Consider the following 14032-nt stretch of genomic DNA (forward strand, 5'->3'; position numbering starts at 1 on the left):
GCGCAGCGCCCTCGTGCATCACTGTGGGGGCCAGCAGACGAAACGCGGCGCGGCCACCCTTGCGAGCCTGCAAAATAACCAGATGCGCCGGGCGACCAATGCGCGGGGCAAGCGGCAATACCTTGATGCAGCCCAACCTTTCGTCAATTGCCGCCAATAACGCTGGCAAACGCTCGGCATCCTGTATCACTGTCAGATACCCCTTTGGTTTCAAACGCCGCGTTGCAATCTCAACCCAGTCGGCCAATGGCGTGTCCTCGATCAACGCCGCATCACGCCCCGCATCGGTTGCCGCCATTCCCGCGTTGCGTAAATAATACGGCGGATTGGCGATCACATGGTCAAAACTCCGCTGTAAAACCGCATCCGGCAGATCGCGCAAATCCGCGCAATGCACCTCCATCCGAATTCCGTTCGCATCCGCATTGCGCCCTGCCAAATCCGCGTATGCGGCTTGCAATTCAACCCCGCACAGCGCCACATTTTTCGCCCGCGTTGCCAGACACAGGCTCGCCACACCGGCACCACAGCCCAGTTCTAGCACGGTATCCCCCGCAATCACCGGTACCGTTGCAGCCATCAAAACGGGGTCAACTCCGGCACGATACCCTGCCTTTGGTTGCAAAATTTCCAGCGCCCCGCCCAAAAACAAATCCTGGCTCAACTCGTCCGCCGCAAACCGCATCAGTCGCGTTCCTCGTAGGTAATGTTATTATCACGCATCATCGCGCGGGCCAAAAACAGGTCTTTTTGGCGCACCATTAACCGACGCGGGAAAATTCCGATGCCGCCCTCAAGCACACTCATATTTACGTCCATTTCAAAGCAGTCTATACCCTCGCCTTGAAGGATCGCTTTGGCAAATATGATGGCCGTAATGTCGGTGGTGCGAAGGAGTTCTTTCATAGGAAATCACATAAGGGCAAACCAGCCGGTTTGTCGAGCCAACTAACGAGAGAGTGATGGGACTGGACCACGCCGTTGATAAACCGCACGAACGCCTAAGCGCGCATCTGGCCGCCGAAATGGCGGATGTGAACACGCTGATCCGTGATCGCATGGCGTCAAAACACGCGCCGCGCATCCCCGAAGTCACAGCGCATCTGGTCGAGGCTGGCGGCAAGCGCCTGCGTCCGATGCTAACGTTGGCGGCGGCACGTTTGTGTGGCTACGATGGCCCCTACCATATCCATCTGGCCGCCACGGTTGAATTTATCCATACCGCCACCCTGCTGCACGATGATGTGGTGGACGAAAGCGGGCAGCGCCGTGGACGCCCCACCGCGAACCTGCTGTGGGATAATAAATCCAGTGTTCTGGTCGGCGATTATCTGTTTTCCCGCAGTTTCCAGTTGATGGTCGAAACCGGCTCGCTCACGGTTCTGGATATCCTCGCCAACGCCTCGGCCACCATTGCCGAGGGCGAAGTGCTGCAACTAACCGCCGCACAGGATCTGTCCACATCCGAGGACATCTACCTGCAAGTGGTGCGCGGCAAAACTGCGGCGCTGTTTGCGGCGGCATGCGAAGTTGGCGGGGTCATCGCAGATGCGCCCGCTGATCAGATCAAGGCGCTCAATACCTATGGTGACGCGCTGGGGATCAGCTTTCAGATTGTCGATGACTTGCTGGATTTTGCAGGTGGCGATGCGATTGGCAAAAACACCGGCGATGATTTCCGCGAACGCAAATTAACGCTGCCGCTGATCAAAGCGATTGCCAAAGCGAACGTTGAGGAGCGCGCGTTTTGGGTGCGCACGATCGAGAAGGGCAAACAGGAAGACGGCGATCTTGAGCATGTCTTGAGGCTGTTGAAAAAACATGGTGCGCTGGATGACACCCGCAATATCGCTCTTGAATGGGCCGACAAGGCCAAGGCCGCGCTGTCGGTTCTGCCCGATGATCCAATCCGTGAAATGCTAAATGATATTGCTGATTACGTGGTGGCGCGAATTAACTGAGAGCGGTGCTTTTGACCCACCAACCGATCCGCTTTGTTGCAATATCACCCGCCGCAGCCCGTGCAGCATTTGCGTTGTCAAACAGCGCAAAACAAGTCGCACCGGACCCCGACATCCGCACCAGAATCTGACCCTGCACTGCACGCAACCGCGCCAGAACCTCGCCAATCACAGGCTGAATTTCGATCGCGGCGGGCTGCAAATCATTGCGCTGCTTTGCCAACCAGCCAGCCATCTCGCGGGCTGTAGAAAATTCGGGAATATTCACTGGCATCGCCGCGTTATAACGATGCTCCAGCGCTGTGAAAACCGCAGGTGTTTCCACCGCCACACGCGGGTTTACCAATACGGCCCAGAGCCCTGGAAAATCCGGCACATCTTGCAACACCTCGCCAATGCCCGACATCCGTGTCGCCCGCCCCCGCATGCAAACCGGCACATCCGCCCCCAATGCGGCCACATCTTGGGGCGCTTTAAGGCCACGCAACTGGGCAATACCGCGCAAGGCCGCCGCCGCATCGGCGGTTCCGCCACCAATACCGGCTGCGGTTGGCAGGTTTTTATCCAGATTGAAGTTCAAATTATCGCACCCGATGAACCGTGCCGCCTGCAATATGGAATTGCCATTCACCGGAACCCCAACTGCCTCGGGACCGGAAATATCCAGCTTCAGTCCCCTACCATCAGCAACCGTCAACTGATCACCAATGTCGGCAAACACCACCAGAGAGTCCAGCAGGTGATATCCGTCACCCCGCCGGCCCGTCACATGTAGCGTCAGATTTATCTTGGCGGGCGCAAAAACCCTAACCGTCATTCGCCAACACCGGAAGCGGGGCGGCACCTTCTTCTTTTAGAACGGTATCCAGACCCACCTCAAGCTTACGACGGATACGGACGGCATCCACCTCTTCTGGCTCAAATGACATGGCGCGACGCCATTGGAATTTCGCCTCGGTCTTGCGCCCGACCGCCCACAAGGCATCCCCCAGATGATCCGATACAATCGGGTCAACCGGCGTCAATTCAGCGGCGCGTTCCATATATTGAACTGCTTCTTCAAACCGGCGCAGACGATACAGTGCCCAGCCCAGTGAATCGGTGATGTAGCCATCATTGGGCACGGCTGAAACGGCCTGCTCGATCATCTGCAATGCTTCATCCAGCTTGATGTTTTTTTCTAGCAGCGAATAGCCGAGATAGTTCAAAACCTGCGGCTGCTTCGGGTTAAGCTTTAGCGCCATGCGAAAATCTGCATTGGCCTTTTCCCAATTGTCTGTGCGCTCAAAACTAATTCCGCGGGCGTAATACAAGAACCAGTCATCCGCAGTCGGCTCGCCTGACAGCGCCAACGCGTTGCCATAAGCCTCGGCAGCCTCGCCATAACGCTCCATCTGGCGCAGGGCATCGCCCAATGCCGAATGAACCGATGGCAAATCGCCGTGGCTCTTGGCCAATTGCTCCAGCACCTCGATTGCGGCCTCTTCCTTGCCCGCATTGCGTAACGCATCGGCGCGGCCCAATTCGGCGGCATGGAATGACGGGCTGTCGCGCGGAACACGGTTGTAAGCTTGTGTCGCCAAATCGTACTGTTCCAGGCTTTCCAACAGTCCCGCGCCCATCAGGATTGCATCAATGTGTGTCGGGTCCAGAAATTCGGCCATGCGGGCGTAAACCAGCGTATAATTATCATCGGTTTCGCCGTTCAAGGCACCGGCAACAGTGTAAAACACCTCGGCCATCCCGCCTGCCGCTGTTACCCCTCTGGTGAAATCCAGCTTGGCTCCTGCCGCAAGATCAGCGCGGAGTTTAGTAATCCGCGGGTCTGTTTCATTCTTGAAAACCTTTTCCAGCAACTCAAGCGCATCCTCGTTGCGCTCCAGTTGGCTCAGTATTTCTGCATGGGCCAAAACGCCGCCCACTGTGGCCCGCAATGGCCCGTCTTCATCTCCCGACAGGATCCGGTCCGCGCCCTCAAAGTCCCCGACCGAGGCCAGCGCCAAGGCCTTGTGATATAACCCAAAGGCCCGCGTTCCCTTTTCCTCGGATACCGCATCAAATTTGGTCAGGGCATCGGCCATTTTCCCGCGTCCGACCTCGGCCCATGCCGACACCAGCCCGTCAACCAGCGGGCCGATTGTCTCGCCCTTATCGAACATGGCGATAATTGCGTCAAAATCTTCATTCTTGGCCAAATCAGCCACCAGAACCATCCGCGAAATCTGGCTGACTGCACCATCCGCCGCCATTTTCCGCGCCACAGGAACGGCGCGTGTCATTTCACCAAGGCCGACAAACGACATCAGCGCATTTTCCATCAGCGAAACATTTGACGGATCACGGATCAGCGCTTTGGTGTAATATTCCGCCCCTGCCTTATAGTCGCTGGCATAGCTGGCGTGACGCGCGGCCAGATAAGCACCTGACAGGCCTTCGGCGGTTGCGAATGACGCAGGCAAAGCGGTGACAATGCCCAGCGCAAGGGCGGCGATTGAACGGCGAGGAGATATGGGCACGGGTGGTCAGACCTTTGGTTCAGAACAATTCCGGTCAAAGATAATCGCTTGAGCGCCCCAAATCAATGAGGGGCAGTCAATTCACCGCCCCTCATTCTGACAAATCCGTTACATATTCGGGTAATTCGGCCCATCACCGCCTTGCGGCGTGACCCATGTGATGTTCTGGCTCGGGTCTTTGATGTCACAGGTTTTGCAATGCACACAGTTCTGGAAGTTGATCTGGAAGCGTGGTTCTTTGCCCTCTTCCTCGATCACTTCGTAAACACCGGCAGGGCAATAGCGCTGTGCGGGTTCGGCAAATTTCGGTAAATTCACCGAAATCGGGATTGACGGATCAGCCAGATGCAGATGGCACGGCTGGCTTTCCTCGTGATTGGTGGCCGAAAAACTGACGCTGGTCAGACGGTCAAATGACAGGGTGCCGTCGGCTTTGGGATAATAGATCGGCGTGTAATTGGCCGCCTCGCCGGTCGCAGCTGCGTCCGATTTGCCATGTTTCCATGTGCCCAGCGGGTTCCAGCCGGTGATGTTGGCCACCCACATGTCAAACCCGCCCAATATCAAGGATGGTATCATCCCCAGCTTGGACCAGATCGGTTTCACATTACGCACCCGTTTCAAATCTTTGGCCACGGGGCCGGACTTTAGATCAGCCTCATAGGCGCTCAACTCGTCGCCCGAACGCCCCTCCTTGATCGCAGCAATCGCCGCCTCGGCCGCAGCCATGCCCGACAGCATCGCGTTATGATTGCCCTTGATCCGCGGCACATTCACCAATCCGGCAGAACAGCCCAGCAAAGCACCGCCGGGGAAAGCCACTTTGGGCAGGGATTGCCAACCACCCTCGGTGATCGCCCGCGCGCCGTAAGCCACGCGTTTGCCACCTTTCAGCAGTTCCGCCACCATCGGGTGATGCTTGAATCGCTGGAATTCCTGATAGGGCGAAAGGTACGGATTTTTATAGTTTAGATGCACCACAAACCCGATATAAACCTGATTATTATCAATATGGTAGATGAATGATCCACCACCAGCCTTCTTACCCAAAGGCCAGCCCATCGTGTGGGTCACAGTGCCCTCACGGTGCTTGTCGGGGTCAATTTCCCAGATTTCCTTCATCCCCAGCCCGAACTTGGCCACATCCGCATCCGCGCCCAGATCGTATTTGTCGATAACTTCTTTTGACAGACTGCCGCGCACGCCCTCGGACAGGAACACATATTTCCCGTTCAGCACCATGCCCGGCTCATAGGCATCCGACGGGGTGCCATCGGCATTTTTGCCAAACTCGCCGGCAACCACACCGGTAACTTCGCCGTTGTCACCATAAACCAGTTCGGAGCACGCCATGCCGGGGAAAATCTCTACGCCCAGCGCCTCGGCCTGCTCGGCCATCCAGCGACACACGTTGGCCATTGAAACGATGTAGCAGCCGTGGTTGCTCATCAATGGCGGCATCGGCGTGGTGGGAATGCGAATTTTGCCCGCCTCGCCCAGCATATAGAAATTGTCGCGTTTCACCGGCACATTGATCGGCGCACCCATATTTTCCCAATCTGGCAGCAACGCGTTCAGCCCCGAAGGGTCCAACACTGCACCCGACAGTATATGCGCCCCCACTTCGGAGCCTTTTTCCAGCACAACAACCTGAATGTCCGCGTCCAGTTGTTTCAGCCTGATCGCCGCCGAAAGGCCCGCAGGCCCCGCGCCCACAATCACCACATCATAGTCCATCGCTTCGCGTTCAATCTCGGCCATATGCTCTTGCTCCGTAAACAGGACAGCATTGCCGTACCTGTGCTTAAATTCTTTCATGAAATAGCTACCCGAGACAGGGCACGCGGGTCAATCACGACCCGACGACAGATTATATCTTAGCGACATTATTCGCCATTTATCCGCCTGATTCCCCCATATTAGGCGCACATCTATTGACTTTCGTTGTCTGGATTGAATTAACGGACAGGTGTTGCCTAACCCACTACAATAATCAGGGCCGATATGGAAAAGATACTACTGACCCGCGCGGGGCATACCGCGCTTGAAAAAGAATTAAAAACCCTCAAGTCCGAGGAACGCCCCACCGTGATCCGCGCCATTGCCGAGGCGCGCGCGCATGGTGACCTTTCGGAAAACGCCGAATACCATGCCGCCCGCGAAAAGCAGAGCTTTATCGAGGGACGGGTGAAAGAGCTGGAAGCGATCCTGTCACTGGCCGATGTAATCGACCCCTCCACATTATCGGGCACCATCAAGTTTGGCGCCACAGTCCATTTGGTGGACGAGGACACAGATGCGGAAAAAACCTATCAGATTGTCGGCGAGCCGGAAGCAAACCTTGAGCGTGGTTTGCTTAATCTGCGATCACCACTGGCCCGCGCCCTGATTGGCAAAGAAGAAGGCGACAGCATCGAGGTGAAAACCCCGGGTGGAGAAAAAGCCTATGAAATTCTGAACATCACTTACAAATAAGGACAGGAAAACCGGTCTGGACGGATGAGCGACAACAAAGCAGATAAACCGATTGACCTTGGAATTTACAGTCGCAAAGGCAGCGGCGGGATTACTGCGGCCGAAATCATCGCGCTGGCGCTTAGTGTTCTGTGGATATTTGGCGTGATCATGTTTTTTACCTTTGCCCCAAAGGGCGATGGTGCGGTCCAACTTGATCCAATCGTCTTTGTGATGAAACTGCTTGCGATATTCCTGCCCATTGCCGTGATCTGGGTTGGTGCCGCTGCGGCGCGGTCGGCGCGGATAATGCGCACAGAATCCGAACGCCTCCAGTCCGCAATCGACGCCATGCGCCACACCTATGTAACGCAGGCCCAATCCGGAAATCTGGGGGTAAAACCATCGGTCGAGAAAAAGCTGGACGAAATCGCCGCCGCCCAAAAGCAAACCGAATCCGCCATTGCCACGTTCTCATCCACCCGCGAGCGCACTGGCGAACAGTCTGCGAACACCAAACCGGCGATTTCCTCCAGTGTTCCGGATAATATGGATAAACAAACCAGCCTTGCCCTTGGCACCACCGCCGAAGACATCGCGCCGCCCGTTTCGATCAGCGATTTTGTTCGCGCCCTCAATTTCCCCGAAACCGCCGATGACCGCGAAGGTTTCTCCGCCCTGCGCCGTGCCCTTCAGGACAGAAGCGTGGCCCGTCTGATTCAGGCGGCACAAGATGTTCTGACCCTGCTTAGTCAGGAAGGCATCTATATGGATGATCTGCAACCTGACCGGTCACGCCCTGAAATCTGGCGCAAATTCGCCCAAGGTGATCGTGGCCGCAGCATCGCCGCCCTAGGGGGTGTTCGCGACCGATCCAGCCTTGCACTAACGTCTGGCCGTATGAAACAGGATCCGATTTTCCGCGATGCCGTGCACCATTTCCTGCGCCAGTTTGACAAAACATTTGTCGAATTTGAAGCCGGTGCAAGCGATCAGGAAATCGTTGCCCTCTCCGATACCCGTACCGCCCGCGCATTTATGTTGCTTGGCCGTGTAACCGGCACGTTTGACTAGGGCCAAAACCCTATACAACAATGCCTCACATCACCCCGCGCCGGATTAAATTCAACCCCGCGACTACCAACACAATCAACGTAACATGCCGGAACCGCTGCTGATCCATCCTGTCGTGCAGTCGCAGTCCAACGACCATTCCCAACCCCGCAGGCAACAGCATCGCCAGCGACAGTGGCACGGTCTCGCTGCGCACCACACCGGACTGGATATGCGCCGCCAACAATGCCACAGCCCCCAGCCCGTAAATCACCCCTTGAACCCGGACATGTTCGGCCTTGGGCGTGTTAATTGCCGTTAGATACGCCACCGTCGGCGGCCCCCACACACCGGACAGCCCGCCGCAAAATCCGGCAATGGCCGCCAGTATCCCCTCGGCCAACCCGCCTGTAAACCGCGGTTGCCAGCCGAACAACTGCGCCGCCGCAAACAGTACCACCGGCGCGCCAATCAGCAAAAACAACACCTCGCTCGGCAACACACGAACCAGCTGCGCACTGATCACCAAAAACACCAAACCGATCAGCAGGAACCGCTTGAACTTCAGCACCGATTGCACCGCGTTGCCCACCCCTTGGCGCATCGCTTGCCAGATATTTGTGGCCAACGTCGGCCCGATCAACGCCGCCAGCGCCACCTCTAGCGGCAGGAACGATCCCAGAACCGAGATCATAATCATCGGCATCGCAAACCCCACCGCACCCTTTACGAAACCGGCCACAAGGGTCACGCTAAATGCCACCGCAAAATATGTCGGGCTTAGCCCGAATATCGCTTCAATTTCGCCCAAGCCGTCTTCCTTTCGCGCTCTTTTTGCCTATAATCGCTTTGCCCCGATAGTGCACGGGAAATTCCTGCGCGCCATATTTGTTCAAAATCCCTACGCCACGCGTATTTTTGTTGCGCGCCCATCCCATTGCGCCTATGTCGATCCTGACATCTATAAGGACAGCAACCATGCACGTTTCCGACATTCTGGCCCTGACCAAACCCGCTGTTGGCGCCATCGACACCCTGCTGGAACAGACCACCGCCAAACTGCGTGACGACGTCACCGAAAACGGGCGTGTCTCGTCAGTAAAACTGGAAACCTTTCAGGACGCATCCCACGCCTTGTCGTGGCTCGCCACCTACGCAATGGCCCTGCGCCAGATGCACGCTTGGGCGGAACGGTTGAACAGCGACCGCAAATTCGGTCCGATGGAACAGTTGATCCTGCAAATCGCCTTTGGCGAATATCTGGCCCAAATCGCAGGCGGCATCCCGATGTCCCAAGGCGAGATCGCACGGCTTGCTGATTTAGGCGTCACCATGCCCGACATCCCCGAAATTGCGAGCCTGATCGCAGAGGGTAATACAACCACCGCCCGCACCCGTCTTGTCGCTCTGATGCAGGACAACGCCGGCCACGCCACCTTCGGCGCAACCGGTCTGGATGACGAGTTGGAAATGATCCGCGACCAGTTCCGCCGCTTTGCCGATGATCGCGTCGCGCCCAACGCGCATGACTGGCACCTTCAGGATCAGCTGATTCCGATGGAGATCATCACCGAGATGGCCGAAATGGGCGTCTTTGGCCTGACCATCCCTGAAGAATACGGTGGCTTTGGTCTATCCAAAGCCTCGATGTGTGTTGTGTCCGAAGAATTGTCGCGCGGCTATATCGGCGTTGGCTCGCTTGGCACACGCTCCGAGATCGCCGCTGAACTGATCCTGTGCGGCGGCACCGAGGACCAGAAACAGCACTGGCTGCCCAAAATCGCCAGCGGTGAAATCCTGCCCACCGCCGTGTTCACTGAACCAAACACTGGCTCGGACCTTGGCGCACTGAAAACCCGTGCCGTTAAAGATGGCGATGACTTCACCATCACCGGTAACAAAACATGGATCACCCACGCGGCCCGCACCCATGTAATGACTCTGCTGGCCCGCACCGATCCGGACACCGATAACTACAAAGGCCTGTCGATGTTTCTGGCCGAAAAGACCCCCGGCACTGACGACACACCCTTCCCCACCGAGGGAATGAGCGGCGGCGAAATCGAGGTGCTGGGCTATCGCGGTATGAAGGAATACGAACTGGCGTTTGACGGCTTTAAGGTCAAGGGCGAGAACCTGCTGGGCGGGGTTGAGGGCCAAGGCTTTAAACAGCTGATGCAAACGTTTGAATCCGCCCGCATCCAGACCGCTGCGCGTGCCATTGGCGTGGCGCAAAACGCGCTGGAGGTCGGGATGCAATATGCGCAGGACCGCAAGCAATTCGGCAAATCCCTGATCAATTTCCCGCGTGTGTCAGGCAAGCTGGCGATGATGGCCGTGGAAATCATGATCGCCCGCCAAATGGCCTATTTTGCGGCATGGGAAAAGGACCACGACCAGCGCTGCGACCTTGAGGCAGGCATGGCCAAACTGCTGGGCGCGCGGGTGGCTTGGGCGGCCGCCGACAACGCGTTGCAAATCCACGGCGGCAACGGCTTTGCACTGGAATACCAGATCAGCCGCATCCTGTGTGATGCGCGTATTTTGAGCATCTTTGAGGGTGCTGCCGAAATTCAGGCCACCGTGATTGCACGCCGCCTACTTGGGTGATGTGCCAAGTTGACGCGGCACCGGTTACCGTCTAGGCTATAGCGCTATAACTTATAAAAAGGCGCCCCAAATGACGAAATCCTGTAAACTTCCCTGGCTGATAAATCTCGTATTCCTCGCTGTCATCCTCGCTATGGGGTATATGTTTCTGCTGCGCGGTAATACCGTTGCCAGCGAAGATGGCCGCACCGCAATTGTCGTAACCGAAGGCGAGCGCCAACTGTTGCTGGCCGAAATGCGCGGGTTCCTTGAGGCAATTCAAGAAATCACCGAAGCGGCCGGAAATGACGACATGGCCACCATCGCCACGGTTGCCCGTTCGGTTGGCTCTGCCAGCACAAACGAGGTGCCCGTCGCCCTGATGGGAAAACTACCGCTGGAATTCAAAACTCTCGGGTTTTCCACCCACAGCCTGTTCGACGATCTGGCAATGAATGCCGAAGACATCGGGGATGCAAGTATCACGATGACTGGCGTTGGCACGCTTTTGAAAAACTGTACCAGTTGCCATGCTGGATACAAGATTATCGCGGAAGAACCTACGAACTAGCCAACCAATTCAGGAGCAGTCCGGTGATGACATCGGGCCGCTCCATGCTCGACATATGCCCGCAATCGGCAATCATCTCCAACTGCGCGCCGGTAATCCCCTCGGCCATTTCATGGGCCCATTCAGGCGGCGTTAACTGGTCCTCGTCTCCGACCACGACCAACGTCGGGCAAGTAATCGAACCTAGCATCGGGACCGAATCCGCCCGCCCGATAATCGCACGGGTCTGCATTGCCCAAACCTCCGGTCCGGTATCAACTGCCATATCAATGATCGCCGCTTTCAACGCAGCATCCCCGTGGCGCGATCCGGCAATACTCAAATCCAGTGTCGAGCGGCACACCGCCATATACTTGCCCGCCGCCACCAGCCCCAACGCCTCGCGGCGCAGCGTGGTTTTATCTACCGTATCGGCGCGAGCAGATGTGTCTAGCAACGCCAGCCGCTCTACCCGTTCCGGTGCTTGACGCATGATTTCCAGACTGATGTATCCGCCCATCGAAAGTCCCGCCAAGGCAAACCGTTCCGGCACACTTGCCAGTATATGCGCCGCTATTTCTGCCATGTTATCATACAACATATGGTCCCCGATAATCACCTCGCGGTCCCGCCCTAACACGGCCACCTGGTCGGCAAACAGCGCCGCAGTGCAGGCCAGACCGGGGATCATCACAAGTGGGGTATTGGACATCACAAGACCTATCGTAATTTTACATCTCGCATCATATGTATATCTTCACCAAACAACCAGTTCTCAATAAGGATACCTCATGCGTATAGTATTTGCCTTCCTGATCCCTTTGACCCTGACCGCATGTAAACTTGATGAATCGATTTCAGGCTACACCGATGCGGGATCGTCATGGACGCTGGTGGAATTTGACGGCAAACCCTTCACTGCCCGCGCCACAATCGCCTTCCCTTCAAAAGGCAAAGTCACGGGCCAAGCGCCCTGCAACACCTACGCCAGCACACAAACCGCACCGCTGCCCTGGTTCAAACTCGGCCCGATCATATCCACTAAGATGGCCTGTCCCGATCTGGCCGCAGAGCAGCAGTTCTTTGACGCCCTCGCGGCAATGGCACTTGCCGAAACCCTTGGGAACACAATGATCCTGACCAGCGACGATGGCCGTGAAATGGTGTTTACCACCGGCCCCTAGGAATGGCGTAAATAGGCGTCGACAAACCGCTGCCGCGCTGCAGGTAACGGCTTGTTTCCCAGTGAATGGGCCAACCAATGGGTCAGGAAATGTCCTGTCATCCGTAGCCCGTCGTTAATTTCATTGTCCGGCGCCGGCCCCTGCCCCAACAAACACAGCGGCAACGGCAGTAACCGGTCCGCCCATTCGCCGGCCCCTTCGGCACTGACCGCGCGGCCCGATTTTGGCGACACATAGGCCAGATCATCACGGCTGCCATTCACCACACAGGTCCGTAAATCCAGCCCGAACCCCAAATCTTCCAGAAGCGCCAACTCCCAACGCAAATAGGCCAGTGGCCAGCCATCCGTGTTGCCCAACAAATCAAACAGAGTGACAGATCGTTGATATAACTCAGGGTGCGCCTCGCGTTCGGGCAGGGTAAACGCCAGCAATGCGCAAACAGAATTCAGCGCTGCCAATGTCAAACGGTCCGACATCACCGCCGCCGCGCGACTGCGCATGGGTTCGACCGTATAGCTGCCCAAATGATCCTCAAGCCGCGCGCGCCATGTCACATCCAGCTGTGCCCCGGGCTGCAAAACCGGCGTCATCTTGCGCGATGTCGCACCACGCACCACGCCCGCGTGCCGCCCGTGCTCAGAGGTGAATACTTCGATGATAGCCGCGTTTTCACCGTGCTTGCGCACCTGTAGTAAAACACCCTGATCACGCCACTCCATTCAAATCACCCAATCAGCTAACCAACTGTCTAATCGCAACTGGCGAAAACCCGTACTGTCGTTTGAAAGCCCGCGAAAATGCGGCCGCACTATTATATCCGGAAGTATAGGCAATAGATTCAATTGTATCATTCCCCTCGCGAATGGTTTTTGCAGCAATGCACAAACGCCACTGGTACAGATAAGCCATAGGCGTTTCGCCAACAAGCGCCGCAAACTGGCGGGCAAAGGTTGCACGGCTCTGGCCAGATGTCTCTGCCAACTCCTCAAGCGACCAATCCTTCTCGGGTGCCGCATGTATTGCCGAAAGAGCTGCCGCGACTGCCTTGTTCCGTGTCGCAGCAAACCAGCTTGATGAAATTCCTGGCTCGGCTTCAAGCCAACTGCGCAATATGAAAACAAGTAAACTGTCAACCAGCCACGGGATAACCAGATCAGTGCCATCCCCCGCCTCGTCAACCTCTGCCTTCATAAGCTGCACCAGCAGTTGCAACTGCGGGTTTCGAACTGCATCGGCAGCCTTGAGATGGATAAGGGTTGGAAGTTGGGTGAATAACGGATGTGTTGTTGGCAATCCAAACCGGTACTTGGCACAGAGCAATTGCGCGACTGCTCGACCTTTAATGTCTGTGCCTTCCATGACACTGCATTCCGATAGCGTGTGTTCCCAAGATGATAACAAGGTATCAGGGGAATCCGACAATGAATGTGGCGCTCCATGCGCAACCAGAACGATATCCCCCTCTGCCAGCAAAATCGGCCTGAGACCATCCATCCCCAACCAGCAAACTCCGCGTTGCACAGCATGAACCGCAATCTTTGTGGTTTGATCAACCGCGATCCCCCAAGGCGCCACAAACTGCGCCCGCGACATAATAGTATTGCCCATTTGTGTAATGCGCAAAACATCCGAGACAACGTCCATAAATACCTTCTGTTTCCATCACTTCATATCAATAATGAGATTTTTGATCAACAGAAGCGCACTTGCAGTCATTCTAAA

The 14032-nt window shown here is 56.4% G+C and carries 15 protein-coding genes; 6 read left to right on the top strand and 9 right to left on the bottom strand.

Annotation, left to right across the window (positions count from 1 at the left end; translation table 11 throughout):
• Together ACWB12_RS00330 and ACWB12_RS00335 are read right to left on the bottom strand one after the other, a co-directional pair.
• Positions 1 to 685, bottom strand: a 685-nt coding sequence (locus tag ACWB12_RS00330) for a tRNA1(Val) (adenine(37)-N6)-methyltransferase (protein ID WP_479528062.1), incomplete at its 3' end; no start/stop codon positions are given.
• Complete coding sequence (locus ACWB12_RS00335; protein WP_479528063.1) at positions 685 to 906, bottom strand: putative signal transducing protein; 222 nt, start codon at positions 904 to 906, stop codon at positions 685 to 687. The genes ACWB12_RS00335 and ACWB12_RS00330, both read right to left, overlap by 1 nt.
• Positions 907 to 962: 56 nt before the next feature.
• On the opposite strand from ACWB12_RS00335, the gene ACWB12_RS00340 reads away from it, so the two are divergent.
• Entirely contained in the window at positions 963 to 1961 is a 999-nt protein-coding gene (locus ACWB12_RS00340; protein WP_479528064.1) for a polyprenyl synthetase family protein, read from the top strand.
• Here the strand turns inward: ACWB12_RS00340 and ACWB12_RS00345 are convergent.
• From ACWB12_RS00345 to ACWB12_RS00355, 3 genes are all read right to left on the bottom strand, one after another.
• Entirely contained in the window at positions 1954 to 2778 is an 825-nt protein-coding gene (locus ACWB12_RS00345; RefSeq protein ID WP_479528065.1) for a 4-(cytidine 5'-diphospho)-2-C-methyl-D-erythritol kinase, read from the bottom strand. The two genes, ACWB12_RS00340 and ACWB12_RS00345, sit on opposite strands and share 8 nt — an antisense overlap.
• Complete coding sequence (locus tag ACWB12_RS00350; RefSeq protein WP_479528066.1) at positions 2768 to 4477, bottom strand: tetratricopeptide repeat protein; 1710 nt, start codon at positions 4475 to 4477, stop codon at positions 2768 to 2770. The genes ACWB12_RS00345 and ACWB12_RS00350 overlap by 11 nt, the downstream gene beginning before the upstream one ends.
• Positions 4478 to 4585: 108 nt before the next feature.
• A complete protein-coding gene (locus ACWB12_RS00355) occupies positions 4586 to 6238 on the bottom strand; it encodes an electron transfer flavoprotein-ubiquinone oxidoreductase (protein WP_479528130.1) in 1653 nt (550 codons plus the stop codon).
• 243 nt (positions 6239 to 6481) lie between these two features.
• On the opposite strand from ACWB12_RS00355, the gene greA reads away from it, so the two are divergent.
• Positions 6482 to 6952: a transcription elongation factor GreA gene (gene greA / locus ACWB12_RS00360; RefSeq protein ID WP_479528067.1), complete on the top strand. Its 471-nt coding sequence runs from the start codon at positions 6482 to 6484 to the stop codon at positions 6950 to 6952.
• Positions 6953 to 6976: 24 nt separating this feature from the next.
• Positions 6977 to 8005, top strand: a complete 1029-nt coding sequence (locus tag ACWB12_RS00365; protein WP_479528068.1) for a hypothetical protein — start codon at positions 6977 to 6979, stop codon at positions 8003 to 8005.
• 25 nt (positions 8006 to 8030) lie between these two features.
• Here ACWB12_RS00365 and ACWB12_RS00370 read toward each other — a convergent pair whose 3' ends face one another.
• Entirely contained in the window at positions 8031 to 8786 is a 756-nt protein-coding gene (locus ACWB12_RS00370) for a sulfite exporter TauE/SafE family protein (protein WP_479528131.1), read from the bottom strand.
• A gap of 176 nt (positions 8787 to 8962) precedes the next feature.
• On the opposite strand from ACWB12_RS00370, the gene ACWB12_RS00375 reads away from it, so the two are divergent.
• Positions 8963 to 10594, top strand: a complete 1632-nt coding sequence (locus ACWB12_RS00375; protein WP_479528069.1) for an acyl-CoA dehydrogenase family protein — start codon at positions 8963 to 8965, stop codon at positions 10592 to 10594.
• A 70-nt stretch (positions 10595 to 10664) separates the two neighbouring features.
• Complete coding sequence (locus tag ACWB12_RS00380) at positions 10665 to 11144, top strand: hypothetical protein (RefSeq protein ID WP_479528070.1); 480 nt, start codon at positions 10665 to 10667, stop codon at positions 11142 to 11144.
• Here the strand turns inward: ACWB12_RS00380 and ACWB12_RS00385 are convergent.
• Complete coding sequence (locus tag ACWB12_RS00385; protein WP_479528071.1) at positions 11134 to 11835, bottom strand: alpha/beta fold hydrolase; 702 nt, start codon at positions 11833 to 11835, stop codon at positions 11134 to 11136. The genes ACWB12_RS00380 and ACWB12_RS00385 overlap by 11 nt on opposite strands.
• Before the next feature lie 79 nt (positions 11836 to 11914).
• Here ACWB12_RS00385 and ACWB12_RS00390 point away from each other — a divergent pair, with 79 nt between their 5' ends.
• Positions 11915 to 12307 (top strand): META domain-containing protein, encoded by a 393-nt coding sequence (locus ACWB12_RS00390; RefSeq protein ID WP_479528072.1) that lies wholly within the window; start codon positions 11915 to 11917, stop codon positions 12305 to 12307.
• Here the strand turns inward: ACWB12_RS00390 and recO are convergent.
• Both recO and ACWB12_RS00400 read right to left on the bottom strand, forming a co-directional pair.
• Positions 12304 to 13029, bottom strand: a complete 726-nt coding sequence (gene recO, locus ACWB12_RS00395) for a DNA repair protein RecO (RefSeq protein ID WP_479528073.1) — start codon at positions 13027 to 13029, stop codon at positions 12304 to 12306. The two genes, ACWB12_RS00390 and recO, sit on opposite strands and share 4 nt — an antisense overlap.
• Positions 13030 to 13042: 13 nt before the next feature.
• Positions 13043 to 13954 (bottom strand): AraC family transcriptional regulator, encoded by a 912-nt coding sequence (locus tag ACWB12_RS00400; RefSeq protein ID WP_479528074.1) that lies wholly within the window; start codon positions 13952 to 13954, stop codon positions 13043 to 13045.
• Positions 13955 to 14032 lie beyond the last annotated feature (78 nt).

This window comes from Profundibacter sp., from assembly GCF_056498605.1.

Bases quoted from the DNA above. Each gene is read 5' to 3' on its own strand.
- ACWB12_RS00335 (WP_479528063.1), bottom strand. From the start codon at position 906: ATGAAAGAACTCCTTCGCACCACCGACATTACGGCCATCATATTTGCC.
- ACWB12_RS00340 (WP_479528064.1), top strand. From the start codon at position 963: ATGGGACTGGACCACGCCGTTGATAAACCGCACGAACGCCTAAGCGCG.
- ACWB12_RS00345 (WP_479528065.1), bottom strand. From the start codon at position 2,778: ATGACGGTTAGGGTTTTTGCGCCCGCCAAGATAAATCTGACGCTACAT.
- ACWB12_RS00355 (WP_479528130.1), bottom strand. From the start codon at position 6,238: ATGGCCGAGATTGAACGCGAAGCGATGGACTATGATGTGGTGATTGTG.
- greA (WP_479528067.1), top strand. From the start codon at position 6,482: ATGGAAAAGATACTACTGACCCGCGCGGGGCATACCGCGCTTGAAAAA.
- ACWB12_RS00365 (WP_479528068.1), top strand. From the start codon at position 6,977: ATGAGCGACAACAAAGCAGATAAACCGATTGACCTTGGAATTTACAGT.
- ACWB12_RS00375 (WP_479528069.1), top strand. From the start codon at position 8,963: ATGCACGTTTCCGACATTCTGGCCCTGACCAAACCCGCTGTTGGCGCC.
- ACWB12_RS00380 (WP_479528070.1), top strand. From the start codon at position 10,665: ATGACGAAATCCTGTAAACTTCCCTGGCTGATAAATCTCGTATTCCTC.
- ACWB12_RS00385 (WP_479528071.1), bottom strand. From the start codon at position 11,835: ATGTCCAATACCCCACTTGTGATGATCCCCGGTCTGGCCTGCACTGCG.
- ACWB12_RS00390 (WP_479528072.1), top strand. From the start codon at position 11,915: ATGCGTATAGTATTTGCCTTCCTGATCCCTTTGACCCTGACCGCATGT.
- recO (WP_479528073.1), bottom strand. From the start codon at position 13,029: ATGGAGTGGCGTGATCAGGGTGTTTTACTACAGGTGCGCAAGCACGGT.
- ACWB12_RS00400 (WP_479528074.1), bottom strand. From the start codon at position 13,954: ATGGACGTTGTCTCGGATGTTTTGCGCATTACACAAATGGGCAATACT.